The following is a 25,705-nucleotide window of genomic DNA, read 5'->3' as shown; positions in this document are numbered from 1 at the left end:
TGAAAAAGCTAAGATTACGATGCTGCCATAAAGCACTGTCTGGGCACCCTGTACATCAGTGTTTCCGTCTACCCAGTCGTGCCCATTCTGCCTCGTCAACCCACCCGAAAGTCTCCCATTACCGACAACCCACTCCGCAACCCAGGGCAGTCCCTCGACGAAGAACTCCTTCGCCTAGTGATTGACGATGTCGCTCCATGGGCATTTGCCATTTCATTTGGTTTTGTGTTCATATTCCTAGAGTGGTTTCGCTGGCTGACCAAGTCATATTCTCACCCCCTAATTTTCACAATCCTGCTGCTCGCTGGCATTGGGTATGCCGTTTTTAGGCTTTACCGCGTCCGGCAGACGATCAAGCGTCTGCGAATGGCCAGGGATGGGGAGAAAGCCGTCGGCCAATATTTGTCCGACTTGCGCGAGCAGGGCTACCGCACCTACCACGATGTCATTGGTACAGGCTTCAACGTCGATCACGTGATTATTTCTGACCGTGGCATCTACACCGTAGAGACCAAAACCTACAGCAAGCCTGAATCGGGTCGCCCAACCATCATCTTTGATGGCGAACAGCTCAAGATTAACAATACGGCCTTTGCCCAGCCCGATGCCCTTATTCAGGCCCAAGCCCAGGCAAAATGGTTGCAAACTCTATTGAAAGAATGCACTGGCAAAGACTTTGCAGTCAAACCCGTGATCGTCTTCCCCGGCTGGTTTATCGAAACCACGCCTGCGGCAAAATCTTCTCCGGTCTGGGTGCTGAACCCCAAGGCGCTACCTGGTTTTCTCAACCACCAGCCTCAAGTATTACCTGATGAAGATGTGAAGCTAGCGTCTTACCATCTATCCCGCTACATTCGCTCCACCGGAAAGCCAGCAAGCAAGGCTGTCTAGGGCATTAGGTCGTCTAGCCGCAGGCGATAGGCAGGGCATTGGCCTCTAGCTTAGACAAATTGGCCACCTGACTGGCATGGTCAATGTCTAGACCGACCAGATGGCCTTAGCTAGTTCAATTATGCAGTTAAATGGGGGATGGTTCTGAGGGCTGACCGTGGCCCTGTGCTGTTTCCCCCCGGCGAGGCCCTGTGTCTGACGCAAAACCCTCTCGTTCTCTCGCCAATATTGCGGGCATTGTGGCTGCGGCCACCATCCTCAGCAAGTTTGTCGGGCTGTTTCGCCAGCAGGCGATCGGGGCGGCCTTTGCGGTGGGGCCGGTGGCCGACGCCTACAGCTTTGCCTACATCATTCCCGGCTTTTTGCTGATCTTGCTGGGGGGTATCAACGGGCCATTTCACAGTGCGATCGTCAGCGTGGTAGCGCGGCAAGACCGCAAAGACACCGCCAAGCTGATCGAGGCGGTGAATACCCTGGTGGGGCTGATCTTGATCGGGGTGTCGCTGCTGCTGTTTGTGCTGGCGGGGCCGATTATTGACACCATTGCCCCCGGCCTATCGCTGGCGGACACGGTGGCCCGCGACATCGCCGTGCTGCAACTGCGGATTATGTCGCCCATGGCCCTGCTGGCGGGGCTGATTGGCATTGGCTTTGGGGCGCTGAACGCCGACAGCCAGTTCTGGCTGCCCTCGATCAGTCCGATTTTCTCCAGTGGGGCGGTGCTGGTGGGGCTGGGGCTGCTCTACGGGGCGATCGGTGGCGACATCACCAACCCGGAGTACTACCTGCTGGGGGGGGCGGTGCTGGCGGCCAGTACCCTGGGGGGCGCGGTGTTGCAGTGGCTGGCCCAAATTCCAGCCCTGTGGAAGTCGGGGCTGGGGCGACCGCGCCTGCGCTTCGACTGGTCGGTGCCGGGGGTGCGCGAGGTGATGCGGGTGCTGGTGCCCGCCACCCTGTCCTCGGGGATGCTGCAAATTAACCTGTTCACTGACCTGTTCTTCGCCTCGTTTATTCCCGGCACGGCGGCGGCGCTGAGCTACGCCAATCTGCTGGTGCAGACGCCCCTGGGGATTATCTCCAACGTGATTTTGGTGCCGTTTTTGCCCATGTTCGCCCGGTTGGCGGCCCCGGAAAACTGGCCCGAACTCAAGGGCCGCATTCGCCAGAGCCTGCTGTTTACGGCACTGACCATGCTGCCCCTGGGGGCGCTGTTTGTGGTGCTAGCCCTGCCCATTGTGCGGGTGATCTACGAGCGGGGTGCCTTTGACGAGGACGCCTCGGCCCTGGTGACCTCGGTGCTGATGGTCTACGGCATTGGCATGTTTGTGTACCTGGCCCGCGATGTGCTGGTGCGGGTGTTCTATGCTCTGGGGGATGGGCAGACGCCTTTTCGCATCAGCCTAATCAACATCGTTCTGAACGGGGTGCTGGACTTTTTCTTCATTCGTTGGCTGGGGGCACCGGGTCTGGTGCTGGCCACGGTGGGAGTGAATGTGTTTTCGACCCTGGCGCTGACGGCTATGCTGCACCGCAAGCTGCGGGGGATGCCGCTGCGGGAATGGGGCGGCGCGATCGCCCTGCTGACCGCCCTAAGCTTCGTCGCGGGCACTGCCGCCTGGGGCACTCTGCAAGGTCTGGAAGCCGGGCTCGGCACCGAGGGCTTCGGGGTGCTGGCGCTACAACTGGTGATCCCCGGCGGGGTGGGGCTGCTGGTATTTACGGTGGGGGCGTTTCTGCTGCCCATACCTGAGGCCAAGCAGCTAGCCGCGCGGCTGCGGGAACGGGTGCGGCGATAGAAGGTCAAGGTTTGTAACTGACCAGGCAGATCGCCAGCCGGTTGCGGCAGCGCCTGCGGCAGTACGCTACCCAACAGGCTGGCGACTTTGTCGCGGATGGGGCGACCCAATGGCATCCTCCCTGTATCAGCAATGGTCACCCGTTAAGCTACCAATCCAGGTCTTCTGCTGTGATGGAAGATAATTCATACCGCCACTCATTTCCTTGCCGACGGCCAATATGAAGATGAGCGCTAGGGTGCGCCTGGGGCTGAACGTGAACTGTCCGTTCAGACGTTGTGTTATTCGCCAGAGCAGCTTGATACTGCTGCTTCGAAAGGGGCTTAAGCGTTTGTGTTTTTACGCTGTAGGTGGTGGGCTGACGAGTTTCAAGATCCCACCAGTAAAGGTTGTCCCCCTGTTGTTTTATGTCACTGTGGCGGCCCAATCGCGTGTAGTCACCATTCCCATGGCGCACCCAAGATTCGACTTCGTAGGTGTTCAAAGTTTGCTTTTCTTCAACATCTAACGTGACCAAAAGCGTTCCCGCCTCATCTAGTAGCTGAGGGTCCCTAGGCAAGTATTTCTCAACTGTTCTCAGTTCTGCCAATTCCTCTTCGATTGGCAGCGGAGTTAACTGACGGGTGGGGATGTCAAAAAAGTAGTAGGAGTCTCCCCACAGTAAGGCCCTTGAACCCGCCAAGGAGACAATACGCCACGATTGTCTGGTGCGATCGCGGTTCTGAAAGCGCTGCAAAATATCAACTTGGTTGGAGACAATATCATAGGTGCCAATCGCCCAGCTGCCTCTGGATATCACCCGTTGCGTACATTCGGCACAATACTCGCATGAGTAGAAATATTCCTGTTCTGCTGCAAAGAGAACCGTGCGCTGATCTGCCATCAGTTCGTGGCTGCCAAAGGTAGCCCTCGATTCTAATTTGCCACATGTAAATACACTGAGCGCATTGCATCCCTGAACCAGCAGAACACCCAGCATCAAAGTCAGACACCCGCCTAAAATCTTCATCGCGTCAGCGCCCCGCACCACTGAGACAGTTTTATTGAACCCGTGGACAATTTCCGGAATGGGTCTCCTCTGGATTGAAGTAGATCTTGTCTTGCCCCCTGAGCCTGTTGCCTGCCATGGAAAAACTGAAGATCTACTACCGGGTTGCCAGCCTGACCCTAGTACCCCGAGGCATAAGTCAGCCAACCATTCCTGACACCTGACACCCGAGACCTGACATCCTCAGCAACGGTGGCCATATTTCTGCCAGGCAATACTAGCCTACACAGGCTGCACCAGAATTGCCCCAGAGACAGCGAACCAAGTCCTGGCGTCTCTGCAATCCCTCGAATAGATCAGGGCATCTTGACAGCAATAGCTTGGTTTTAACGCTCTACATAGGTTCTTATGATCGCGCTGTCGCTTCGCTCTCTGATTGAGACCCAATACGCCGACCAGGTGCAGGCCTTTGAGCGCTCCCCCTGGTTTCAGCGCCTGGAGCAGGGCCAGGCCACCCCCCAAGAGTACGATGCTTTTATTTTCAACCTCTGTCAGACCCACCTGAAGAGTCCGCAAATTCTGGCCTTTCTCTACGCCGTGGCCCCGCCGGAGGCCGCCCCCCAGATCAAGCACAACCTGCTCGAAGAACTGGGACTGGACGAGGTGGCGATCTGCCACCCCGATCTGCTGTATCAATTGGCGGCGGCGGCGGGGTTTGACGGCGATCGCCAGACCCGCCTGGCCGAGGCCGCCCAAGCCCAAATTCGGCAGCTCTGCACCGATCCGCTGCTGTTTGGCACTATGCAGGAGCTGGGGCTGTCGGTGCTGCTGGAGGTGACCTGCTTTGAGTGGATGCTCTCTCGCATGGCCGGGCGCATGGGCCAGGCCCTGGCGACCCATCGGGGCCTGCCGCCTGGGAGCCTGACCTGGTTTCACCACCATTCTGAGGTCGATATTCGCCACGCCGAGGAGGGGTTGGACAGCGTGGAGCAGTACCTGGCCTACTACGAGATCGAGGCGGAGGATCTGGAGACGATTCTCGACATCACCTTCCGCGAGAACATTTTTGCTAAGCGCTACTTTGCCGACCTGCCCTCGCTGGCCGGAGCTGCCCATGAAAATTGTTGAGGCCACCCTGTTTGCCCTGCAAATTCCCTTTGTGGAAGCCTTTGCCCACAGCGTGCGATCGCGCAGCAGTTCCGACTCCATCGTCGTGCGCTTGCGGGCCGACGACGGCACCGTGGGCTACGGCGAAGCAGTGGCGCGGCCCTACGTCACCGGTGAAACCGTGGCGGGCTGTCTGGAATTCATGGAGCGCACCCTGTGGCCTGCGGTGCAGGCGAATGACTACCCCCGCTGGGCCGGGCCGGGGGCGATCGCCTGGCTGGAGTCCCTGGCCCTGCCCGCCGCTGCCGATCCTATGGCCCACCCCGGCGTGGTGGCCTGGCACGGGGCGCGCTGTGGCTTTGAGCTGGCCCTGGTGGACTGTCTGCTGAAATCTGCCGGGGTCTCCCTGGGAGAACTGCTGCCGCCCCGGCACCCGGTCACCTACAGCGGCGTGATCACGGCCAGCAGCGTGGAAGGCGCGGTGAAGCACGCCAGGCGGTTTAAGCAGTTTGGCCTGCCCCACATCAAGGTGAAGATCACCGGAGAGTCGGATCGCGAACGGCTGGCGGCGATTCGCGCAGCGGTGGGGCCAGAGATGTCACTGCGAGTGGATGGCAATGGGGCTTATAGCGTGGAGGGTGCGATCGCCACCTGTGAAGCCCTGGCCGAATTCCACATTGACAGCGCCGAGCAGATGATTCCGCGTGGTAGTCCCCAGGAGTTAGCAACGGTGCAGAGGGCCACCGCCATTCCTCAAATGGCCGATGAGTCGCTGATCACCCTGGCCGATGCCGCAGCATTGATTGAGGCTGGGGCCTGCCGGGGCTTTAACCTGCGGCTGGCTAAATGCGGGGGGCTGGGGCCAACCCTGGCGATCGCCGAGCTGGCCACCGCCGCTGGGGTGGTGGTGCAGGTGGGCTGTCAGGTGGGTGAGACGGCGATTCTCTCGGCGGCGGGGCGGCACCTGGCGGCCCACTTGCCCGAGATCAGCTTTTGCGAAGGCTCCTACGGCAGCCTGCTGCTGCGGGAAGATCTCAGCCGCCGCCCGATTCACTTTGGCCACCAGGGCCTGGCAAAACCGCTCAAAGGGCCAGGGCTGGGGGTGGAGATTGAGGACGAGCTGCTGGAGAAGTACGCCCAGCAGACCATTACCCTTTCAACCGAGGGGGCGTGAGCATGGCCAACCTCTACACCCTCGGCCTGCGCTGGCAGGGACGAGCCCTGAAACACCGACTGGAGGCCGCCACCCAGGAGCCGGAGCAGGCCCAAACGCAGCTGTTGCAGCAGTTGCTCAGCCACCACGGCGACAGTCAGTTTGGCCGCGAGCACCACTTCGATCGCATCCGCACCCCGCTCGACTATCGCCGGGCCGTGCCCATCCGCGACTACGAAGGCTTTCGGCCCTACGTGGCGCAAATGCTGGCCGGGCAGGAGCAGATTCTGGTGAATGAGCCGGTGCGGATGTTCACCATGACCAGCGGCACCACCGGGCAGCCCAAGTATATTCCGGTCACCGCTGGGGTCGAGCGGGGCGGGGCAGCGCTGATGCGCCAGTGGCTCTACCGCATTCTGCAAGAGCACCCGACCTTTTTGAACCGGGCGGTGGTGGGGATCGTCAGCCCGGCGATTGAGGGCTACACCCCCGGCGGCATTCCCTACGGCAGCCTATCGGGGCGGATCTACCAACAGATTCCGGCCCTGATTCGCCGCCGCTACGCCATCCCCTACCCGGTGTTTGAGATCCCCGACTACGATCGTCGCTACTGGGCGATCGCCCGCTACGCCCTGGCCCGGCAGGTGTCGTTTCTCTGTACGCCCAACCCCAGCACCCTGAAGCGCCTGACCACGGTAATGACCGACCAGGCAGAGTCGCTGATTCGCGCCATCCACGACGGCGCAGGGGGCGAGGGCCTGCCCGTCCAGCGGCCCCAGCCGGAGCGGGCCAGACAGCTAGAGCAAATTTTCGCCACTACAGGAGCCCTGCGGCCTCGGGACTGCTGGCCCCACCTGGCCCTGCTGGGCTGCTGGACGGGCGGCTCCGTGGGAGCCCAGGCCCGCCAGCTCACCGCCGACTACGGCCCCCTGCCGATTCGCGATCTGGGCTACCTGGCCAGCGAGGCCCGTATCACCCTGCCCTACCAGGACAACACCCCCGCTGGCCTGCTGGATCTGACCCTGAATGTCTACGAATTTATTCCCGAAGACTGCGTGGACATGGCCGACCCGCCAATTCTGCTCAGCCATGAGCTAGAGCCGGGGCAGCGCTACCAGATTTTGCTCACCACCCCCGGCGGCCTCTACCGCTACCACATCAACGACGTGGTGGAGGTGACCGGGTTCTACCAGCGATCGCCCCTGGTGGCCTTTTTGCGCAAAGGGCGCGACATGAGCAACCTGACCGGGGAAAAGCTGCATGTCAACCATGTGCTGGCGGCGATCGCAGCCCTCCAGCGCCAGTTTCACCAGCCCATCGGCCCCTATCGCCTGGTGGCCAATGCCGAGGCCATGCGCTACGAGCTGTACTGGGAAACGCCTGACATCCCCAGCCAGGACTGGGTTCAGCAACTGCTGTCAGCCCTAGATACGGCTCTGGCCGGGAACAACACCGAATACGCCCAAAAACGCGCCTCTCAACGGTTGAATTTCCCCTGCCTTCACCGCATGCAGCCGGGCTGGGCAGAGGCAACCCAGCGCCGGGCCGTGGCCCAGGGCCAGCGGGAGGTGCAGTACAAATGGCCGGTGCTCACCCAGCAGCCCCTGCCGCTGGATACGGAGGCGATCGCGCAAACCTACGAGCTGACGCTGCCCTATGCCCACCCCCCCTATGCCCACCCCCACTGACGGTCTGCCTCAACATCTGGTGCCTGGTCGGCGGCTGGTGCCCTACCTGTGGGGGCTGACCCTGCTGTTTTTGCTGCGGGTGCTGGGACAGGTGCTGGTGGCCTGCTGCCAGGTGCCCTTTTTGCCGTCCATGCCCCACTGGTATTCGGGCCTGCTGCCCTACCCGCTGCTGTTGCCCAGCCAGCTGCTAATTCTGGCCCTCCAGGTCAAAATTAACCGCGATCTGGCCCAGGGGCGGGGCTGGTTTCAGCGGCCTCGCCCTCGCCTGGGCCGGGGCTTGCAGTACTTTAGCTATGGCTACGCCCTGGTGATGGTGGTTCGCTACGGCCTCACCATGGCCCTCTACCCAGAGCGCCGCTGGCTGGGGGAGGGCACCATTCCGATTGTGTTTCACTGGGTGCTGGCCGCCTACCTTTGGCTCTGGGGCCAGGGTCATCGCACCGGGGGGAAAGCATGAAGGCAGGAGGTTTTCGTCATCGCGTACGGTGGCTGTCATCCAGGTGGGTCTGGCTGGGGCTGCTGGCGGGGCTGACCGCGCTGCTGCTGCTGCTCCTTGGGCGGGGTAGCGCGATCGCCGCCGCCTGGCTGGGCCACCAGCTCGACTATCCCCCCGCCCAGTACGGCGTGCGCTTAGAGCGCCGGGTAACCGTGACCGCCCCTGACGGCACGGCGCTGGTGGCCGATGTCTACCATCCCCGCACCGCCGCCCCCACCCCCACCATTCTGGTGCGGATTCCCTATTCCAAACAGCTCAAGCACATTCTGTTTGCCCGCACCGTGGGCCATCTCTGGGCCAGTCACGGCTACACCACCGTGATTCAGGGCACGCGGGGCCGGTACGAGTCGGGCGGCAGCTACGATCCGCCCTTTCTGAACGAGGCCCAGGATGGGCGGGCCACGCTGGCCTGGATTGCCCAGCAGCCCTGGTACGACGGGCACATCGGCATGTGGGGCGGCTCCTACTTTGGCTATACCCAGTGGGTGCTGGCCGACCAGACGGATCCGGGGTTATCGGCCCTGTTGCCGCAAATCTCCAGCACCGACTTCTACGGCATGTTCTACCCCGGCGGCGCGTTTTCTTTAGAGAGCGCCCTCTACTGGGCCACCCTCAGCTACGGCCCCCGCGATGTGCCGCTGCCCCCGGAGCAGCTCCAGCGGGGCTTGGCGGGCTGGCCACTGATCGAGGCCGACGATCGCGCGGTGCAGAACATTCCGTTTTTTGACACCTGGGCCAGCCACACGGAGCGCGATCGCTACTGGCAGTCGGTCGATGGCACCGATCGCGCCCGTCGGCTCCAGGCCCCGGCCCTGCTGATGGCGGGCTGGTACGACCCGTTTTTGCCCACCCAGCTGGCCGACTTTCAACAGATCCGCGCCGCCGCTGCCCCCGAGGTCGCCGAGGCCACCCGCCTGGTCATCGGCCCCTGGACCCACGCCAACACCGTCACCTTCCCCGACGGCAGCCGCCCCCGCAACTACCGCTTCGAGAGCATTGGCCCCAGCCTGCCCTGGTTTGATCAGCAGCTCAAAGGTGACCCCGAGACGGCCTACCCCGAGCCGGTGTTGATCTACGTCATGGGTGCCAACACCTGGCGGGGTGAATCGGCCTGGCCCCTGCCCCGCACCCGCTATACGCCCTACTACCTGCACAGTAATGGCCGGGCCAACACCCTGAATGGCGACGGACTGCTCAGCCTGGAGCCGCCGGGGGAGACTGAACCCAGCGATCGCTTTGTCTACGACCCGCAAAACCCGGTACCCAGCGCCGGGGGCACCATGCTGGGACCAAATGCAGGCATTCAGCCCCAAAACGCGGTGGAACAGCGGGATGACGTGCTGGTCTATACCAGCCCGCCCCTGGGCGAGGCGATCGAGGTGACGGGGCCGGTGCAGCTGCGGCTCCAGGTTGCGACCACCGCACCCCACAGCGATTTCACCGCCAAATTGGTGGATGTCTACCCCGATGGCAGGGCCTACAACGTGTCTGAAGGCATTCTGCGGCGGGGCTACGAGGGCGCGATCGACAGCGATGGATTGGAGGACATCCAGACCCCTACCGAAATCGCGATCGACCTGTGGCCCACCAGCCAGGTCTTTTTCCCAGGCCATCGCCTGCGTCTGGAGGTATCTAGCAGCAGCTACCCCCGCTTCGATCGCAACCCCAACACGGGCGGCAACATTCCCACCGAGCGCCAGCCGGTCAGCGCAACTCAAACGGTCTACCACCACGCCGCCGCCGTCTCCCAGCTGATTCTGCCGATCATTCCGGAGTAGGTTCCCCCTCAACCAAAATCGACTCTGCTTACTACGCCAACATTGCTGAATTGAGACAGGAAACGGAAAAGGCGCTAGAACGCCGGTTTAGTATGTCTAAAATTCCGCAACTGCCGCCTCAGGGTCTAAAGATCCCTACCCACTCCTTTGCAGGACAGAGGTTTAAACCGATGATCGGCCAGTCCTTTCCGTGGGGTGAAGGGCGGCCAATACTTGTTTGCGCCCCAGTAGGGGCGACGCCATTCTCGTAGGCCGCAGGACGTGCGAAGCCGGGGGGCTGGGGCCAGCGAAATGGCCCCGGCGGCAAGTCAGGCTTTCACCAACTACCATTGCTTACGTACCCTTGGCCCCACTACGATCAGTTCTGGCATAATCCCTGCGCGGTGCATTGCTGTGCGTTGCCGAAGCCTCGCCTTAGCGTTATGCACCCTACAACAATCCCTGTTTTCAAGCCTGGACAAATGTGGGGATCACAGCAGGGCTGGCACATAATGGGCTAATGCAGGCAACCGCAGGATGCACGGTGAACCCTATGGTGGCAGCTACACCCGTCGATCGAGAGACAGTACTGACCGAGATTCGCGCCGGGCTCAGGCGGGGGCAGCAAGAGCTGGCCGACTGGGCCGGGGGACGGCTGGCGGTGTCGGCGGTGCCGGGGTCGGGCAAATCGACCGGGATGGCGGCGGCGGCGGCGATCGCGATCGCCCGCCACCAGCTCCACCTGAACCGCCAGCTGGTGCTGGTCACCTTTACGCGATCGGCGGCGGCCAACCTCAAGGCCAAGGTGCGCGGCCACCTCAAGGCGCTGGGCCTGCCCCAGACCAGCTTTACCGTCTCTACCCTACACGGTCTGGCCCTGGCCATTGCTACCCGCAACCCTGAACTTTCCAACCTGAGCCTGGATACGCTAACGCTGGTTTCCCCGGCCCAGAACAACCGCATTCTGCGGGCCTGCGTAGAGCAGTGGATTGTGGCTAACCCCGACCGCTACTACCGCCTCGTCGATGGCCGCCAGTTTGACGGGGAGGAGACCGAACAGCTCCGGCGGCAGTCAGTGCTGCGGACTGAGGTGTTGCCCAGCCTGGCCCACACCGTGATCCGCGAAGCCAAGAGTTCCGGGCTGATGCCGGGTGAACTACTGGACCTGGCCCAAAACGTCCACTACACTCGACCAACGGATGGGGCAGACTACGACGTGCTCACCATTGCGGCGGGGCTGTACGATCGCTACCAGACCCTGCTTCAGCAGCGGGGCTGGATCGACTACGACGACATGATCCTGGGTGCCCTGCGGACCCTGGACGACCCCGATAGCCGTCGTTTTTGGCAAGGGCGCACCTTTGCTGTGTTTGAAGACGAAGCGCAAGATTCGTCGCCCTTGCAGAGTCGATTACTGACGCTGCTGGCGGGGGACCCTGAGGATCCCATGGCTGAACCTAACCTGGTGCGGGTGGGGGATCCTAACCAGGCGATCAACTCAACCTTTACCCCAGCGGATCCGGTTTTCTTCAACCAGTTCTGCGATGCCTGTCGGACAGAGAACCGGCTGGTGACCATGGATCAGGCGGGGCGCAGCAGCGGGGTGATCATGGCCGCCGCCAACCGGATGCTGGCCTGGGTGAACCAGGCGCAGGTGGCTGGGCCAGAGACCCCCTTTCGCGACCAGGCGATCGCCCCGGTGCCCCCCGACGACCCCCAGCCGGGGGCCAACCCAGACCCCCTGGGGGCCGGGGTGGAAATTCTCTCGCCGCCCACCACGCTGGATGCGGTCAGGCTGATCGTCCAGCGGGTCAGGGACCTGTTTACCGAAAACCCTGACACCAGCTTTGCCATTCTGGTGCGGGAGGGTCGCCAGGGCAGGTATGTGGGCGACCTGCTGCGCGATCCCGAGCAGGTGGGGGTAGACCTGGCGGTGCTGGGGCTCAAGTTCTACGACGTGGGCGAGCAGGACCGCCAGACCAGGGTGCCCGAAGACATGCTGGCTCTGCTGCAATTTATCGAGCGGCCCCACTCCGCCGATCGCCTCAAGGGAGCGCTGCGGGTGCTGGTCGATCGCCAGCGCATTCCCACCCAGGATCTCAATGCCCTGGCCCAGGCTCCAGAGCAGTTTCTCTATCCCGGCCCGCTGGATGCGCCCCCCGACACCGAGGCCGCCCGCGCGGCGCGGCGCTACTGCACCGGCCTGCTGCGATCGCGCCTCGAACTGCCCCCCTACAGCCTGTTTTCCTTCATTGGCCTCACCCTGGGCTACAACCAGAGCGAGCTGGCCACCGCTGACAAGCTGGCCGCCCGGGTCAGCCAGCAAATTCGCAGCGAAAACACGCTGCCAGCCGCGATCGCCGTGCTGCAAGACATCGTTGGCTCCGAGCGCTTTACCGCCGTCGATACTGAAGACACTGACGACCTCTACACCCGCCCCGGCCAGCTGACGCTGATCACCATGCACAAGGCCAAGGGCCTCGACTGGGACGTGGTGTTTCTGCCCTTTCTCCACGATAAAACCATCCCCGGCACCCTGTGGGTACCGCCCCAGGGCGAATTTTTGGGCGACTTCACCCTGGCGGAGGTGGCCCGCGCCCAGATCCGCGCCCACGCCCACGGGGCAGACGGCGCCATTCCCGACATTCTGAGCGCCTGGGAGCAGGCCAAACGCCTCAAAACCGCCGAAGAGTATCGCCTGCTCTACGTCGCCATGACCCGCGCCAAGCGCCTGTTGTGGATGTCGGCGGCCCAGCAGGCCCCCTTTACCTGGAGCAAGCCGGAGAATGTGCAGGCGGCGAGTCCTTGCCCGGCGGTGGCGGTGCTCGGGGAGTGGGTGGGGAGGTGAGTGGATGGGGGGATGGGTGGATGGGTAGGGGTAACGGGTAGACGCAGGGGTCTGGCAATACCAGCAGGGGTCTGCCCATACCAATCCTCTGTGTCGCGCCAGCGATGCACCGTTGCCAGGGCTATTTTTTTGGCAAAGCCGAGTCACCTAACCTCCGAGTCCAAACCGGAGCCCTGTGTAGGGATATAGGGGGGTAAGCCACAGCTCACCCCGCCAAAGTCCAAAATCGCAAATCCAAAACCGCTAATCGATCCGCTCGATTTGCCAGAGAATTTGGTTTCCTTCCCGCCGCACCCGCGACACTGACCAGTTACGCCAGGCCCAAAATTCGCCCCGGCTGGTCACGGCGCTGGCGTTCACATCCATGAGATCGGCCAGCTCGGAACTGGTGATCAAATAGCCCTGCTTAGCAATTTCATCGGCAATTTGCAGCGTTTCGAGCACGTTGCGGAGGTTATCAACTCTAACCTCGCGCGGTAAAGAATCAAAGCTTTCGCTAATCGGAGAAGTTCCAGAGTCTGCCATAACGCATGATGCCGTCCAAAGCTAAAAACAAGCTAAATTTTACCTTTAGAACCTCAAATTAAGGGAAAACTAGCTCACAAATTACCTATCCTTCTTATTAAAAATACTTATATCAGATATTAGATTTTCCTTAAACAAAATTTAGAGGTTGATTTTGGCACAACAGAAGAATAGTTGGCGGGTAGGCACGCCAACTATTCTGTAAAGTGGCTACACGCCGCTGGCTGAGGGGCGTTGACGCTCTTGTCGAATTAACAAATAGCCGACTGCCAACCAGAAAATTAGCAGCCCACTGGTGATGGCCAGCACGGACAGCAGGCCCAGGCGAGCGATCAGGGCCGGGGCTGCGGCAGTAAACAGTCCACCCCCAACAATCGGTTCAAAGAAGAGCTGTTTGTAGGCAAAACCCTCAAACGCTCCGGTGCTGTTGTCAGGATCGACCATGCGCAGCAGCAAAATGCCCGTGGCCGTCACCCCCATCGACTGACCCATGTCGCCAACGCCTTTTTCAAACCAGAAGCTGGGAAACAGGCGCGGTGCCCACCACAAAAAGACCAGCACATTCCACAAAATGCCGACGACACTGAGAATAAGAAAAACCCCCAGGTTGCCGCCGATAACGCTGAGCGAAATCGTGGCGATCGCCGATATGACCACTACATCTAGGGCTACTCCGGCGATGTTCTGCACCATGGGGCGAATCACTAGCGCTCCTAGCCCCAGTCGATTGAGCAGTGACTGGGTAATAATGCCGCCAATCAGGGCCAGCGGAAACAGGGGCACATAGCTAAACAACTCGAAGCCACCGTCACCCCCCCAGGTAGCCGCCTCAACCCACTGTAAGGCTGACAGAATCAGCCAGCCGATCGCGATCGCCAGGCCGACAATGGCAAAGTTGATCGACAGCGGATCGATCAGCAGGTTACGCAGCAGTCGGGCTCGCTCCCGACGCAGCTCGGGGGTTTCGGCCACCACATTGAGGTCGGGAATTTCCTCTGGTTCCATCACCCGACGGCTGACGGTGTCGATGTGACCCTTGCGGCGGCCCCAGTCGGCCAGGGCGGTGCCGCAGATGATCCCCGCCACAATGCCCACCGTGGCCAACCCAATGGCCAGATCGGCTCCGTCGTCGAACCCCAGATTGACCAGGGTGTCGGCCATGCCCCCGGCGGTGCCGTGGCCACCCTCAAAGCCAATTTCAATCAGGGCTGCCGCGATCGGGTTGACGTTGAATAGCGGCACCAAAATCAGCAGGGTGGCCAGGCCGCCGACCACGTACTGCCCCCAGGCCAGGGTTTGCCCAAAGACCACCTGGGGAGCGGCCTTGCGCCAGATGTCGCGCGGGGGCGGAATGGTTTCGCCTAAAAACAGGGCCGCAAACACAACGTTGATAAAGACCCCCGGGGCCTGGGACCACACCGCGCGAATATCTTCGGCAAATAGACCGCCCGCCAGCAAAGTGTCGGGGCCAAACAGGGCCGTTGCGATCGCTCCCAGGGCCTCTGGCCCCAGCAGCAGCGCCAGCGCCCCCGCCACGATGGAGGCCGGCAGATAGAGCCGCTGGAACCAGGCAATCCGCTGCTTGAGGTAGCGCCCCAGCAGCAGCAGCAGCGCCAGCAGGACAAAGGCAAATAGAACAGTACGCAGGTTGAACAAAAGGTTTCTCCAGGTAGGTGCAAGGAGGACCAGCGGCAATGCCAACCCTCGCCACTGCTATACAGCCATTGATTCCATGGACTTGCAGTAACTCTGGGCACATGCATTAAATTGTTTAAGGGGAGAATAATCCTGGTTGGTTCGCATTCAGGGGTGGCTTCTGCGGCTCAAGCCCTGATTGCTCCAGGCATTCCCCCGTCGTTCCTAACCCTGAGGTATCTCCGTGGCCAATTCTGATCAAATCAAGCAGCACATTGCCCTGACCACCAAAATCAAATTCGACAACATTGTCCCCGTCAAAGGCGACGACCCCCGCAAAATGCGGATCATGGAGCACGTCAAGAAGAGCCTGGGCTAGAGGTGTGGATGGGTAGGTGAGTGGGTGGGTTGGCGGGTTCTGGCGCTTGTAAAACCACTGGGTTTGGCCGTTGCCCACTTACCTACAAATAGCCCGCCGGATTCACGGGATTCCCGTTCTGCCGTACCTCAAAGTGCAGGTGAGGGCCGGTAGAGAGGCCAGTAGAGCCCACCGCGGCGATTGTTTGCCCCTGCTGCACCGCCTGCCCCTCGCTGACCAGCAGGCGGCTGGCGTGGGCGTACAGCGTACTGATGCCGCCGCCGTGGTCGATGATTACCGTTTGGCCGTAGCCGCCGTACCACCCCGAGAAGATGACGCGACCCGAGTCGGCGGCGTAGATGGGGGTGCCCTGGCTGGCGGCAAAGTCGATGCCCGCGTGGAACCGGCTGTAGCCCAAAATGGGGTGGCGGCGGTTGCCAAAGCCGCTGGAGATTCTGCCGTTGGCAGGGAAGACGAACCGCCCCGTGCCGCGAATCACCCCCGTGCTGGCCGCGATTTTCTGACGAATCAGGTTGGCGATCTGCTCGGAGTCGCGGGCTAGCTGGGCTTCGGCGGCCTCCAGAGCGCTGCGCTGGTCTTTGAGTCGGGAGATCAGCTGTTTCTCTTCGCTGGCCTCGGCCTCGTACTGCTGCTTCTGGGAGAGTAGTTGCTGACGCAGCAGAGCAACCTGGTTGCGCTTTTCCTCAACGGCAGCCTTTTGCTTTTGAATGGCTTCGGCTTTGGCCTTGAGGTCGGCCAGCACCTGGCGATCGGCGGCGTAGACCCGCTTGAGCTGATACTGGCGATCGAGAAATTCGTTAAAGTTCTGGCTTTGCAGCAGCACCGCCCAGCCCTCGCTGCCCTGCTGCCGCTGCAAGAACTGTAGCCGGGCCACGGTGCCCGTGCGGACCTCTTCGTAGTCCTCCTCGGCCTGCCTCAGCTGAGCTTCAAAGTCCTTGAGTTCTTTCTCCGCCTGGCTGAGGCGAAACTCGGTTTCGGCGATCTGGTTGGCGGTATAGACAATGCTGTTCTCCAGGCTTTGAAGGGTCGATTCGGAGGTGGCCTGGCGGTTTTGCAGCTCGTTTTGCTGCTGCTGAAGCTGGTTGCGCTGCTGTTCGAGGGTTTTTTGCTTGTTCTGCAACTCCTCGATGGACTGCGCCACCAGGTCAGAGGAGGTCGCTACCCCCCGGTCTCCCGCCGTGAGCCCCAACCAGCCGACCAACACCAGGGCCAGCCCCAGGCTCAGCCACCGCCGCCAGCCCCCAGATCGCCTGGGGCTCACGGCGGAGAATCGATCGGTTTGCAGCATGGTCACAGGCAGTCCCTGGAATGAAGAGTTCGAAGCTCAACCCCTGGCGGTCGGCGCGCCGCTGGTACGAATGGCTAAGCCGATCGCTACCAGCCCAAAGACCAAAATGGCGGCCCCGGCCAGCCGATTTAACCACTTCAGCCGGGCGGGTGTCAGCCTTTGGCTAAAAAGTGTTACACCCCAGCTCAGGCACAACCACCACAGGGCCGATCCCAGAAACACCCCCACAATTAAAGCCAGTGAGGCAGCCCACGACTGGCTGCTACCCACCAGGCCCAGCCCGGCAAAAATTGCGATGAAGGAAAGAATAGTCGCGGGGTTGGTCAACGTCAAGACCAGGGTGGAGGCGTAGGCCCCCCACAGCCCCCGGCGGTCAACCTGAGCCGCCTCGGTGGCCGGGTTGGCCCGCAGGGTGGTAAGGCCCAGATAACAGAGAAACAGTCCCCCGACCAGCTGCATGGCGCGGGTGTGGCTGGTCAGCAGATCCGCTACGGCGGTGAGGCCAAAGCCAGCAATGCAGCCATACAACCCGTCGGCGGTGGCGGCCCCCAACCCCGTCACCAACCCCATCCGCTGGCCCTGGGTGAGCGACCTGCGGATGCAGAGCAAACCAATAGGGCCGACCGGAGCGGCGATCGCCAGCCCCAGCCCCATTCCTTTCAGCAACATCCAGCCTTCCATAGCCCCTCCTTAAGGCTCGTGCAAGTGGTCTAGGGATGGCACCTGGGTCTCTTTCACCGTCGAAAGCACAATCAGGGTGCGGGTTTTGACTACGCCTTCGATGGCTTTGAGGCGATCGGTAATCAGCGACTCCAGGGCGCGGGTGTGGCAGCAGCGCACCTTCAGCAGGTAGTCGTCGTCGCCCGTGATGTGGTGGCACTCCAAAATTTCGGCACTGGCCTGCACCGCTGCCAAAAACCCCTCACGATGGCGCGGCTGGTCGAGGGTCACTGAGATAAACGCCGTTAGATCTAGCCCCAGGGCTTCGGCATCGAGCAAGGCACTGTAGCCCTTGATAAGGCCGCGTTCTTCAAGTTTTTTGACGCGATCGGCGGCGGCTGGAGCCGACAGACCCAGCTGCCCCGCCAGCTCGGCCCAGGTCATGCGCCCCCGCTGACAAAGCAGAGATAGAGTTTTGATGTCAAGGCTATCGAGTTCCATAACCTTACTTTAGTACTCTTGGGAGGCTTTTAATCTTATAAACCAATCCCTAGTTAAGAGTTTCCTGTGGTTTACTGAAATTCTTGTAAGGGTATCGCACGCAATGCCCCTACAGGGGTCTTCGCCGTCCGTCTTGCGCCGCTGCCCCAATCCAAAACCCCATCTATGCCTTTCGGTAGAGAAAATGTGGCACCTTAGGAATGGCGCTTTTCACTGCTCTGTTGGGAGAGGATCATGGTTTCTACAATTCGCGGCTACCTACAGCCCATTGCCGACTTCTTTGCCGGGTTTGGCACCCCCGAGCCGATCGTCCACTGGGGCCACCCGCTGATGATGGGCATCGTTATTTTTGTGATGGGCAGCTTTACCGCCTACCTGGGCTGGAAGGGCCGCATTGGCAACGACGACCCCCAGAAAAAAGCCGAAAACCGCCACACCCACAAGCGTCTGGCCCTGTGGATGTTTACCTTTATTAGCCTGGGCTATACCGGCGGCGTGCTGTCGCTGGTCATGCAGGAGCAAGACATTTTTCAAAGCCCCCACTTCTGGACGGGCAGCCTGGTGATTGCCCTGCTAGGGCTGAATGGGGCAATCTCGTTTAGCAAGTTTGGCGGCGGCAAGCCTGCTCTCCGCACCGCCCACGCCTACCTGGGCAGCGTGGCCCTGGCGGTGATGTTTGTCCACGCCTTTTTGGGCCTGCGCCTGGGCCTGTCGATTTAGTTATTTCTTTGTTGATCAAAAGCCCCGGAGCAATCTTGCTCCGGGGCTTTTGCTTACTCTGCCGCTGGGGCGTAGCGGCGGGTGTGGATGGCGAGATACTCGTCCTCGCGGCCTGTGGGTGTGAGCTTGGACCAGCGATCGGGGTCGGCATAGCCAAGAGCCCCGAGCTGGTGAATGGTATCGCGCACGGCCCCGTGGTCACCGATCGCAATCAGGCGCACCAGTTCTTGGTTACGCACGGGCAGTTGAAATTCGTAAGTCATGGGTGTTCACCTTCGGTAAAGAAAACGGGGAACCGCCTAGGGCATCCCGTAAGGGTGCCGTACCGAAGGCTTGACCTAAAATAGGTTCAGGCATTTCGGCTTAGCTACGATAAGTCCGGAATGATTAGGGGTTTGGGAGAGGTACCAGCTCTCTCATTCCCCGCCTAAACCATTCCCCGCAAGAAATAATGTACTAAATATGCTCTAAAAGCTCAACCGTATTGATAAGAAGCTATGACAGGACAAGCAAATTACAAGGCAAATTTCGTACTATGAAGCTATGCCAACGGTTCTAAGAAAAGACGGGTTTAGCTTTCGCATCTATTCCGATGACCACATTCCAGCCCATGTTCATGTTTTTAAGGGCGGTGGCGAAGCCAAGATAGACCTGGGAGACAGCTTAGCTAATCCTAAACTCGTAGAACTGTACGATATGAGTAATAAAGATGCTAGAAAAGCGCTAGAGATCGTTTTTGAGCACCAAGTTGAGTTATTACAGCGTTGGATGGAGATTCATGGTTGATCAAATAGATGAAGCTCAGTTTTTGGCAGATCTCCGAAGAGCTAGAGATACTGCGGTACAAGCAGCTAGAGTAGAGCCACGGGCAATAGACGCCAGTTACGATGCACAGAACCGATCGATCATGGTGCGATTAAATAATGGAGCCATTTTTAGTTTTCCCCCTGATATCGCTCAAGGGTTAAGTGGTGCTGCACCAGAAGACTTAGCTATGGTAGAAGTTACACCTAGTGGCACAGGGTTGCATTGGGAAAAGCTAGATGCCGATTTTACTGTATCAGGGCTGCTCAATGGAGTGTTTGGCACCCGTGCTTGGATGACAAAGCTGCAAGAGCGCTGGCAAAATCAGCAAGCTTCTTAAAACTACCCGTACTTATAAACCGAAGAAGCTAGAGTTCGACCAACCCTAAAGCTGATGTTTTTGCCTTGTCAAAAAGCGATCGAGTTGGTTGGCAAAGGCTTCGGTATCGCGCTGGCTAAACGGTCGCGGCCCACCGGTTTCTACCCCGCCGCTGCGGAGTTCATCTAAAAAATTTCGCATCGATAGGCGCTCGCGAATGTTGCCCTGGTCGTAAAATTCGCCGCGCGGGTTGAGGGCATAGGCTCCCTTTGCAATCGCATCTGCCGCCAAGGGAATATCTGCCGTAACCACCAAATCGCCAGGCTGTAGCTGCTGGGCAATGTAGTTGTCGGCCACATCTAGGCCCGATCGCACCTGCACTGCCTCAATGTAGTCAGACCCAGGAATTTGCAGTTCCTGGTTTGCCACCAGCGTGGTTTTCACCTGCACACGCTTAGCAGCCCGAAACAGAATCTCTTTAATCACATTCGGGCAAGCGTCAGCATCAACCCAGATCTGCATAGTTTTATGCTTCTGTTTTGATAGCGAGGGTTGCATCTAAACGTTCTGCCAACCAAAGCTTAATGATAGCCTCGCGCTGCACGCCTAAACGCCTGGCTTCCTTATCTAAGGCAGCTAACATCCACTGAGGAAAAGTAATTTCAATGGCTTGAGGCTCTAGTCCAGGCCGTCTAAGGGTAGAAAGATCAAAATACTCTAGAACGTCTTCGCCTTCGTCAAACTTGTGATCTAGGTCTTCAGCGTTCATAGAGAAATACCTCATTGTCACGAGAACGACGAACAGAAATAATCCGAATACTTGCCCCTCGATAGGTAATAATTGCAGATCAGATCTTCCCCTCAATCGCGCCAATCACCAAAGAACGGGGTTCCACGTTTGATGTAGCCTCTAACTCCACCCGGTATTGATCGCGCCAGAGTAACTTAGCTGTTTCAAAGTCAATGCCGTGTTTAGCTAGGTTGCTTCGACTCTTATTAACATCATACTCAAATTGCACTCTGCAGCCCTGCAAGACACCAAGATATTCAACAGCACAAGTCTAGCAAGTACAGCACTTACCATTGCCAAAGGAGCAACAAACAACGTTTAGCAATGGCTGGCTGCTCAATCGCACTGCAAAATTTCTTGATAGTCTTCGGCCTTGAGCTTGCGCTCCATTAGGGCGGCGACCGCTTCTTCGGCAGAAATGTCACCCTTGAGCAACAGGTACACCTGCTGGGCGATCGGCACCGAAATTTGCTCGCGCTGGGCAATGTCGTGGAGCACGTAGGCGGTGTTGACCCCCTCAGCGGTGCTGCCCAGTTCCGCCAAAATTTGCTCCAGGGGCTTGCTCTGAGCCAGACCGTAGCCGACGCGATAGTTGCGGCTGAGGGCACTGGTGCAGGTGGCGAGCATGTCACCCAGCCCCGAGAGGCCCAAAAAGGTTTCGGGCTGGCCGCCCAGGTGGGTGCCGATCCGCATCACCTCGGGCAGGGCGCGGGTGATCAGCGCCGATCGCGCGTTTGAACCCAGCTCCAGCCCTTCGCAGACCCCGACGGCGATCGCAATCACGTTCTTGAGCGTGCCGCCCAGCTCGGCCCCCAGGGGGTCGCTGCTGCGGTAGGTGCGAAAGTTTTCCCCTGCAAACAGGTGCTGCACCGCCTCAGCAGCGGTTTCATTGGCGCAGGCGATTACCGTAGCGGCGGGCAGCCCCGCCTCAATTTCTTTTGAGAGATTGGGGCCTGAGAGTACGGCCACCGCGTGGTGCGGAAACGCTTGCTGAAAAATCACCGAAGGGGTAAGGGTTGTCTCAGGATCCAGGCCCTTGGTGGCGGTCACAAATATGGTGGTTTCAGGAATGTTTAGCCCCCGCAGCCGCTGCACCAGCTCCGGCACCCCCTTCATCGAGATGGCCGACATGATCACCTCAGCCCCAGCGACGGCATCCTCCAGGGAAAGATCGCCGCTGCGCGACCATACCCGCACCGTATGGCCATTGCTGTTGGCAATGTGGGCCAGGGCTTTGCCCCAGGCACCGGAGCCGAGGATGGTGAGGGTGATCTGGCGATGTTTGTAGTCTTCAAAGACCTGGGCGAGGGTGGGGGTGGCGAGCATGGGAGTGGGTGGGTAAGGGGTGGACGGGTGGGGGGTCGGGGGTGGATGGGTGGGAGGGGTAGTGTAAATGAATTGCTTACTCCCTACTCCCTACCCCTACTCTCTTCAAGCGGTTTGTAGCAACGGGCTCTCCTGCCCCATGGCGTAGTCAGGGATGCAGTTGGTCTCCATAAACTGGTGGTAATCGCGGATATTGCGATCGCACTGCTCCTCGCTCCACCCACAGTACTCGCCCAGCACCTGAGCCACTACGGGGAGCGCATCAAAGCCGTAGTTGCGGTGCATGGCCACCGTGGTGCGGCGGCGCAGGATGTCGACAAAGGTATAGGCCATTTCGCTCTGGACGGCAAAGACGATTTGGGCCTGGATGTCGTGGGCGTAGTCGACGATGGGCTCGACCAGGGCGGGGTGCTCATCCACCAGGGCCAGCAGGTCGCCGGTGCGAGCGCCGTAGATGCCGATCAGGTGGTCGAGGACGGCGGTGTGAATGCGGTGGCGATAGCGATCGTGCCACTGGCCAACGCGGCGATCGTCTAGCAAAAGGGCTCCGGGCAGCGATCGCTGGTGGGTAGGGCAGGGGGGCACCGCCTCACCCCGCTTGCGGAAAACCGCATCGACAAACTCTTCGCCCACCTGGCGATGGGTGGTGAGTTTGCCGCCAATCAGCGAGATCAGGTTGGTGGCCCCTTCCTGGCTGTGGTCGTGGAGAATGTGGGCGCGGCTGATGCTGCCCGCTTTTTTGCCCTCGGCGTAGGGCAGGGGGCGCACCCCAGCATAGGTAAAGCGCACGTCCTGGCGGGTGAGGTGGGCGGCGGGCAGCACCGCGTTGGTTTCCTTCAGCAGGTAGTCAATTTCGGCGTCGTCGGCCTTGATATTGTCCAGGGCACCGCTGTAGCGCTCGTCGGTGGTGCCGATCAGGTACTGGCCCAGCCAGGGGATAATGAAGAAGGGCCGACCGTCAGACTTGGCCTCCACATAGAGGGCGGAGCTGGGCGCGCCGGGAAAGGCATCGACGATGATGTGGCTGCCCTTGGTGCCGCCAATTTTTTGCCCCCGGCTGACGGGGGAGTTGCTGAGGCCACACACCTCGTCGACCCAGGGGCCAGAGGTATTGACCACCACGGTTTGCTCGTGGGTGGCCACCTCAAAAGTGTCGTCGCTGAGCAGATCGCGGCAGGTCAACCCGGTAATCCGGCGATCTCGCAGCTGAATATCCTCCACCTGGGCGTAGTTCAAAACCGTGGCCCCAGCCTGCTGAGCGTCGAGGACATTTTCAAAGCAGAGGCGCTCGGCGTGCTCAGCCTGGGCGTCGTAGTACTGGGCGGCTCCGGCCAGGTCGTCGGCATCTACGGCGCGAAACAGCTGCCGGGTCTTGGGGCGCGACAGCATGCGGTGGTTGGGCAGCGACTTGTCGTAGCTGAGCACGTCGTAGAGCACCATGCCCACCTGAATGATGCGGTAGCTGCGCGAGCCGCTGCGGTAGATGGGAATCGTCATTTGCAGGGGCTTGGCCAGGTGGGGCGCTTGCCGCAGCAGCACCTCCCGCTCGTGCAGGGACTCCCGCACCAGGTGAAACTCGAAGTACTCCAGGTACCGCAAGCCCCCGTGGATCAGGCGGCTCGACCAGCTGGTGGTGCCGCTCCCAAAGTCGCCTTTCTCAACTAGCAGGGTACGCAGCCCGCGCAGGGCCCCGTCCCGTGCGGTGGCGGCACCGTTGATGCCGCCGCCGATGACGATCAGGTCGAAGGGTTGGGTGGTGAGGGGTTGCAAGTTACGCATGGGAGTGAGGAGGTCGGGGTTTACGGGGGCGAGAAAACAGGGACTAAGACCGTTGGGCGCAGCACTGGCACGACCCAACTGCTGACAGCATGCTTTCTCTTGGCAGCCTAACGCATCGGCTTCAGGCGAGATCTGAGGTAAAAAGCCACGGTAGGGTGGGCACTGCCCGCCACCCACTGGGCGCTATAGCCATGGGTATAGTCAGCTTTGATTGGCCAGGGGTGGCGATCGCCTCAGCTACAGGTCTTAACTTGGGTGGGTTGAGATCCTCCTACACAGGGGGCTGTCCAATAGCGCGAGGAGATCCCAGGGTTTTGCGGAGGCAGTGGGTGCGACCGATAGATCTGGGGAAGAACCCTGGGATCTAAAGCCTGGGATCACCCTGGGATCTGGAACAGGTCAGGCGATCGCCAGTTCCCGTTCACCTTCTGGTTCCGCAATGTCGATCGCATTGGCTTCCCTAAACATGTGGTTGGCCCACTGCTGCACGTCGTACTGGGTGATGGCGTTGTGCATGGTGGTCATGCGGCGACGCTGCTCCTCGGGCGACATCGCCAGGGCCTGGTCAATGCAATCGTCCATGTTCTGGTCGGAGTAGGGATTGGTGAGAATAGCATCGGGCAGCTCCACCGCCGAGCCGGTGAACTCAGAGAGCACCAGCACCCCATCTTCGCCGCCGTGGGCCGCGATGTATTCTTTAGCCACCAGGTTGAGGCCATCGCGCAGGGGCGGAATCCAGGCGATGTCGGCGGTTTTGTACAGCGCCATCAGGTCGTCAAAGGGAATCGGCTCGGTAAAGAGCTGAATGGCGTTCCAGGTGAGGGTGGAGTATTTGCCGTTGATCTGCCCCACCAGCTGCTCGATTTCGCTCTGGGCGGTGCGGTAGACCCGCATACCGGCGGCGGCTTTGACGGCGGTCATAATCAAGTTAACCTTGCCGCGCAGCTCGGGGCGGCGCTCCAGCAGCCGCTCGAAGCAGAGCAGCATTTCTTTCGCGCCCTTCACGTAGTCAACCCGGCCCGCCGAGACGATGATCTTGTTGTCGCCCAGGTCGTTGCGAATTTCGGCCACGCGCTGCTGCACCGAGGGCTTGTTGACCATCTCGTGGATGTAGCCGGGGTTGGTGCCCACGGGGAAGGCGTCTACATTGACCACGCGGCCTTTGTATTCGAGCCGGGTAGTCATGTCGGGTTCGGCCAGGGCGGTGCCGAAGGGGGTAAAGGCCTCGGGCACGGGCTTGCGCTCAACAATATTGACATCGCGCAGGCTGCGGGCGGCGGAGACGAAGTTTTCGACGTAGCGGGGGATGTGGAAACCGCACAGGTCGCAGCAGAGCAGGCTGTCAACGATCGCCTCGCGCCAGTGCAGAATGTTGAACACATCGGCGGCGGGGAAGGGGGTGTGGTGGAAGAAGGCGATCTTCACATGGGGCATTTTTTGCCGAATGTAGAAGGGCGTCAGCCACAGGTTGTAGTCGTGAATCCAGATCAGGGCGTCGTCGGCAGCCTCTTCGCAGGCGGCTTCGGCAAACAGCTTGTTGATGTACTTGAAGTTTTCCCAGTCGGAGCTTTCGTAGGTGAAGTGCTCGGGGAAGGAGTGGAGGATGGGCCAGATCGCCTCTTTGGCGGTGATGTAGTAAAAATCTTTGACCCGCTCAGCGCTGAGGGGAATGCGGCGGATGACGGCGCGATCGCTCCAGCCTTCCATGGTTACGCGGTCGTCAAAGCTCTCTTGCTTATCTTCGGCCACCTGCTTCCAGGCGACCCAGGTGCTGCTGTCGGCGTTGGCAAAAAAACTTTTTAGGGTCGGCACAATGCCGTTGGGACTTTTTTTCTCGCGATAGACGGTTTTGCCGTTTTCAACGACCTCGTCGTAGGGTTCGCGGTGATAGAGAATGACTAAAGAGGATTTCATTATGGCTTGTTGCTCCTGGCTTGTTTGCTTTTGGCAATGCGCGCGGGACGGCTGCTGTGTAAACTCCAACAGAGATCGTTACATTACGTAGCAATTCTATGTATACAGAGCTACGTAGGCATCTACCTGGGGGTATATCCCTATGCCTATAGGTAGAGGCCATGACTGGATTCTATGATCTTTGTGAGCATTGCCCAAATTTCTGGAGCCTGCGCGGGGCTACAGCGGCAGAGATTTTTGAGCCATAGCTGAGCGTAGCCGAGGGTTCCAAACACCTGATTTTTTAGGGTTTTTAGGGATAGCTTTGTCCTGGCAGAGGACGAACGATTTAGCGCCAAAAT

25 protein-coding genes are annotated in these 25,705 nt (G+C 60.2%); 12 read left to right on the top strand and 13 right to left on the bottom strand.

Annotation, left to right across the window (positions count from 1 at the left end; translation table 11 throughout):
* Window positions 1-177: 177 nt before the first annotated feature.
* Together NF78_RS14010 and murJ are read left to right on the top strand one after the other, a co-directional pair.
* Entirely contained in the window at window positions 178-891 is a 714-nt protein-coding gene (locus NF78_RS14010; RefSeq protein WP_197064836.1) for a nuclease-related domain-containing protein, read from the top strand.
* A gap of 191 nt (window positions 892-1,082) precedes the next feature.
* On the top strand, window positions 1,083-2,687 hold the full coding sequence (murJ, locus tag NF78_RS14005; protein WP_035987281.1) for a murein biosynthesis integral membrane protein MurJ: 1,605 nt from the start codon (window positions 1,083-1,085) through the stop codon (window positions 2,685-2,687).
* A 148-nt stretch (window positions 2,688-2,835) separates the two neighbouring features.
* Here the strand turns inward: murJ and NF78_RS14000 are convergent, their stop codons facing one another.
* The gene (locus NF78_RS14000) at window positions 2,836-3,696 is read right to left on the bottom strand and encodes a hypothetical protein (RefSeq protein ID WP_035987279.1); all 861 of its coding nucleotides are present in this window, start codon (window positions 3,694-3,696) and stop codon (window positions 2,836-2,838) included.
* Between the two features lie 387 nt (window positions 3,697-4,083).
* Between NF78_RS14000 and NF78_RS13995 the strand changes: the two genes are divergently transcribed.
* The 6 genes from NF78_RS13995 (at window position 4,084) to NF78_RS13970 (ending at window position 12,724) form a co-directional block, all read left to right on the top strand.
* Window positions 4,084-4,803 (top strand): iron-containing redox enzyme family protein, encoded by a 720-nt coding sequence (locus NF78_RS13995; protein WP_081972619.1) that lies wholly within the window; start codon window positions 4,084-4,086, stop codon window positions 4,801-4,803.
* Window positions 4,790-5,956, top strand: a complete 1,167-nt coding sequence (locus NF78_RS13990) for a mandelate racemase/muconate lactonizing enzyme family protein (protein WP_035987277.1) — start codon at window positions 4,790-4,792, stop codon at window positions 5,954-5,956. Before NF78_RS13995 ends, NF78_RS13990 begins: the two co-directional genes overlap by 14 nt.
* A gap of 2 nt (window positions 5,957-5,958) precedes the next feature.
* Complete coding sequence (locus tag NF78_RS13985; RefSeq protein WP_072016077.1) at window positions 5,959-7,623, top strand: GH3 auxin-responsive promoter family protein; 1,665 nt, start codon at window positions 5,959-5,961, stop codon at window positions 7,621-7,623.
* Window positions 7,607-8,080, top strand: a complete 474-nt coding sequence (locus NF78_RS13980) for a hypothetical protein (protein ID WP_052050411.1) — start codon at window positions 7,607-7,609, stop codon at window positions 8,078-8,080. The genes NF78_RS13985 and NF78_RS13980 overlap by 17 nt, the downstream gene beginning before the upstream one ends.
* A complete protein-coding gene (locus NF78_RS13975; protein ID WP_081972618.1) occupies window positions 8,077-9,897 on the top strand; it encodes a CocE/NonD family hydrolase in 1,821 nt (606 codons plus the stop codon). The genes NF78_RS13980 and NF78_RS13975 overlap by 4 nt, the downstream gene beginning before the upstream one ends.
* Window positions 9,898-10,429: 532 nt before the next feature.
* Entirely contained in the window at window positions 10,430-12,724 is a 2,295-nt protein-coding gene (locus NF78_RS13970) for an ATP-dependent helicase (RefSeq protein WP_081972617.1), read from the top strand.
* Window positions 12,725-12,967: 243 nt separating this feature from the next.
* Here the strand turns inward: NF78_RS13970 and NF78_RS13965 are convergent, their stop codons facing one another.
* Together NF78_RS13965 and NF78_RS13960 are read right to left on the bottom strand one after the other, a co-directional pair.
* A complete protein-coding gene (locus NF78_RS13965; protein WP_035987273.1) occupies window positions 12,968-13,249 on the bottom strand; it encodes a hypothetical protein in 282 nt (93 codons plus the stop codon).
* 210 nt (window positions 13,250-13,459) lie between these two features.
* On the bottom strand, window positions 13,460-14,905 hold the full coding sequence (locus NF78_RS13960) for a sodium/glutamate symporter (RefSeq protein WP_035987271.1): 1,446 nt from the start codon (window positions 14,903-14,905) through the stop codon (window positions 13,460-13,462).
* Window positions 14,906-15,128: 223 nt separating this feature from the next.
* On the opposite strand from NF78_RS13960, the gene NF78_RS32970 reads away from it, so the two are divergent.
* The gene (locus NF78_RS32970) at window positions 15,129-15,263 is read left to right on the top strand and encodes a hypothetical protein (RefSeq protein WP_263970599.1); all 135 of its coding nucleotides are present in this window, start codon (window positions 15,129-15,131) and stop codon (window positions 15,261-15,263) included.
* 82 nt (window positions 15,264-15,345) lie between these two features.
* Here the strand turns inward: NF78_RS32970 and NF78_RS13955 are convergent, their stop codons facing one another.
* From NF78_RS13955 to NF78_RS13945, 3 genes are read right to left on the bottom strand one after another with little or no spacing between them, the layout of a single operon-like run.
* Entirely contained in the window at window positions 15,346-16,551 is a 1,206-nt protein-coding gene (locus NF78_RS13955) for a murein hydrolase activator EnvC family protein (RefSeq protein ID WP_052050409.1), read from the bottom strand.
* 36 nt (window positions 16,552-16,587) lie between these two features.
* Window positions 16,588-17,232, bottom strand: a complete 645-nt coding sequence (locus NF78_RS13950) for a LysE/ArgO family amino acid transporter (RefSeq protein ID WP_035987267.1) — start codon at window positions 17,230-17,232, stop codon at window positions 16,588-16,590.
* A 9-nt stretch (window positions 17,233-17,241) separates the two neighbouring features.
* Window positions 17,242-17,712, bottom strand: a complete 471-nt coding sequence (locus NF78_RS13945; RefSeq protein ID WP_035987265.1) for an Lrp/AsnC family transcriptional regulator — start codon at window positions 17,710-17,712, stop codon at window positions 17,242-17,244.
* A gap of 234 nt (window positions 17,713-17,946) precedes the next feature.
* Here NF78_RS13945 and NF78_RS13940 point away from each other — a divergent pair, with 234 nt between their 5' ends.
* Window positions 17,947-18,432 carry a DUF4079 domain-containing protein gene (locus tag NF78_RS13940; RefSeq protein WP_035987263.1) on the top strand — a complete coding sequence of 162 codons (486 nt, stop codon included), beginning with the start codon at window positions 17,947-17,949 and terminating at the stop codon, window positions 18,430-18,432.
* A gap of 53 nt (window positions 18,433-18,485) precedes the next feature.
* On the opposite strand, the gene NF78_RS13935 is transcribed toward NF78_RS13940, so the two are convergent.
* Window positions 18,486-18,695 carry a hypothetical protein gene (locus tag NF78_RS13935; RefSeq protein ID WP_035987260.1) on the bottom strand — a complete coding sequence of 70 codons (210 nt, stop codon included), beginning with the start codon at window positions 18,693-18,695 and terminating at the stop codon, window positions 18,486-18,488.
* A gap of 280 nt (window positions 18,696-18,975) precedes the next feature.
* Here NF78_RS13935 and NF78_RS13930 point away from each other — a divergent pair, with 280 nt between their 5' ends.
* Together NF78_RS13930 and NF78_RS29465 are read left to right on the top strand one after the other, a co-directional pair.
* Window positions 18,976-19,218 carry a DUF4160 domain-containing protein gene (locus NF78_RS13930; protein WP_035987258.1) on the top strand — a complete coding sequence of 81 codons (243 nt, stop codon included), beginning with the start codon at window positions 18,976-18,978 and terminating at the stop codon, window positions 19,216-19,218.
* On the top strand, window positions 19,211-19,576 hold the full coding sequence (locus NF78_RS29465; protein WP_156119763.1) for a DUF2442 domain-containing protein: 366 nt from the start codon (window positions 19,211-19,213) through the stop codon (window positions 19,574-19,576). The genes NF78_RS13930 and NF78_RS29465 overlap by 8 nt, the downstream gene beginning before the upstream one ends.
* Before the next feature lie 45 nt (window positions 19,577-19,621).
* Here NF78_RS29465 and NF78_RS13925 read toward each other — a convergent pair whose 3' ends face one another.
* The 6 genes from NF78_RS13925 to ggpS all read right to left on the bottom strand — a co-directional run bounded on the left by NF78_RS13925 (window position 19,622) and on the right by ggpS (window position 25,364).
* Window positions 19,622-20,077 (bottom strand): YaiI/YqxD family protein, encoded by a 456-nt coding sequence (locus tag NF78_RS13925; RefSeq protein ID WP_035987256.1) that lies wholly within the window; start codon window positions 20,075-20,077, stop codon window positions 19,622-19,624.
* Window positions 20,078-20,081: 4 nt separating this feature from the next.
* A complete protein-coding gene (gene brnA / locus NF78_RS13920) occupies window positions 20,082-20,324 on the bottom strand; it encodes a type II toxin-antitoxin system BrnA family antitoxin (protein WP_035989733.1) in 243 nt (80 codons plus the stop codon).
* A 79-nt stretch (window positions 20,325-20,403) separates the two neighbouring features.
* On the bottom strand, window positions 20,404-20,574 hold the full coding sequence (locus NF78_RS33480) for a BrnT family toxin (RefSeq protein WP_412768522.1): 171 nt from the start codon (window positions 20,572-20,574) through the stop codon (window positions 20,404-20,406).
* 107 nt (window positions 20,575-20,681) lie between these two features.
* A complete protein-coding gene (locus tag NF78_RS13915; RefSeq protein ID WP_052050407.1) occupies window positions 20,682-21,671 on the bottom strand; it encodes an NAD(P)H-dependent glycerol-3-phosphate dehydrogenase in 990 nt (329 codons plus the stop codon).
* A 105-nt stretch (window positions 21,672-21,776) separates the two neighbouring features.
* Entirely contained in the window at window positions 21,777-23,450 is a 1,674-nt protein-coding gene (locus NF78_RS13910; protein WP_035987254.1) for a glycerol-3-phosphate dehydrogenase/oxidase, read from the bottom strand.
* A 399-nt stretch (window positions 23,451-23,849) separates the two neighbouring features.
* Window positions 23,850-25,364, bottom strand: coding sequence for a glucosylglycerol-phosphate synthase (gene ggpS / locus NF78_RS13905; protein ID WP_035987252.1), 1,515 nt, complete (start codon window positions 25,362-25,364; stop codon window positions 23,850-23,852).
* Window positions 25,365-25,705: the final 341 nt, after the last annotated feature.

This window comes from Leptolyngbya sp. KIOST-1, from assembly GCF_000763385.1.
Taxonomy (GTDB): domain Bacteria; phylum Cyanobacteriota; class Cyanobacteriia; order Phormidesmidales; family Phormidesmidaceae; genus Nodosilinea.
This window is presented reverse-complemented; position numbering and strand designations above follow the sequence as displayed.

Bases quoted from the DNA above. Each gene is read 5' to 3' on its own strand.
- NF78_RS14000 (WP_035987279.1), bottom strand. From the start codon at position 3,696: ATGAAGATTTTAGGCGGGTGTCTGACTTTGATGCTGGGTGTTCTGCTG.
- NF78_RS13915 (WP_052050407.1), bottom strand. From the start codon at position 21,671: ATGCTCGCCACCCCCACCCTCGCCCAGGTCTTTGAAGACTACAAACAT.
- NF78_RS13935 (WP_035987260.1), bottom strand. From the start codon at position 18,695: ATGACTTACGAATTTCAACTGCCCGTGCGTAACCAAGAACTGGTGCGC.
- NF78_RS13940 (WP_035987263.1), top strand. From the start codon at position 17,947: ATGGTTTCTACAATTCGCGGCTACCTACAGCCCATTGCCGACTTCTTT.
- NF78_RS13950 (WP_035987267.1), bottom strand. From the start codon at position 17,232: ATGGAAGGCTGGATGTTGCTGAAAGGAATGGGGCTGGGGCTGGCGATC.
- NF78_RS13910 (WP_035987254.1), bottom strand. From the start codon at position 23,450: ATGCGTAACTTGCAACCCCTCACCACCCAACCCTTCGACCTGATCGTC.
- brnA (WP_035989733.1), bottom strand. From the start codon at position 20,324: ATGAACGCTGAAGACCTAGATCACAAGTTTGACGAAGGCGAAGACGTT.
- NF78_RS13930 (WP_035987258.1), top strand. From the start codon at position 18,976: ATGCCAACGGTTCTAAGAAAAGACGGGTTTAGCTTTCGCATCTATTCC.
- NF78_RS13970 (WP_081972617.1), top strand. From the start codon at position 10,430: ATGGTGGCAGCTACACCCGTCGATCGAGAGACAGTACTGACCGAGATT.
- NF78_RS13980 (WP_052050411.1), top strand. From the start codon at position 7,607: ATGCCCACCCCCACTGACGGTCTGCCTCAACATCTGGTGCCTGGTCGG.
- NF78_RS29465 (WP_156119763.1), top strand. From the start codon at position 19,211: ATGGTTGATCAAATAGATGAAGCTCAGTTTTTGGCAGATCTCCGAAGA.
- NF78_RS13985 (WP_072016077.1), top strand. From the start codon at position 5,959: ATGGCCAACCTCTACACCCTCGGCCTGCGCTGGCAGGGACGAGCCCTG.
- NF78_RS13925 (WP_035987256.1), bottom strand. From the start codon at position 20,077: ATGCAGATCTGGGTTGATGCTGACGCTTGCCCGAATGTGATTAAAGAG.
- NF78_RS13955 (WP_052050409.1), bottom strand. From the start codon at position 16,551: ATGCTGCAAACCGATCGATTCTCCGCCGTGAGCCCCAGGCGATCTGGG.
- NF78_RS13945 (WP_035987265.1), bottom strand. From the start codon at position 17,712: ATGGAACTCGATAGCCTTGACATCAAAACTCTATCTCTGCTTTGTCAG.
- NF78_RS13990 (WP_035987277.1), top strand. From the start codon at position 4,790: ATGAAAATTGTTGAGGCCACCCTGTTTGCCCTGCAAATTCCCTTTGTG.
- ggpS (WP_035987252.1), bottom strand. From the start codon at position 25,364: ATGAAATCCTCTTTAGTCATTCTCTATCACCGCGAACCCTACGACGAG.
- NF78_RS13975 (WP_081972618.1), top strand. From the start codon at position 8,077: ATGAAGGCAGGAGGTTTTCGTCATCGCGTACGGTGGCTGTCATCCAGG.
- NF78_RS13995 (WP_081972619.1), top strand. From the start codon at position 4,084: ATGATCGCGCTGTCGCTTCGCTCTCTGATTGAGACCCAATACGCCGAC.
- NF78_RS13965 (WP_035987273.1), bottom strand. From the start codon at position 13,249: ATGGCAGACTCTGGAACTTCTCCGATTAGCGAAAGCTTTGATTCTTTA.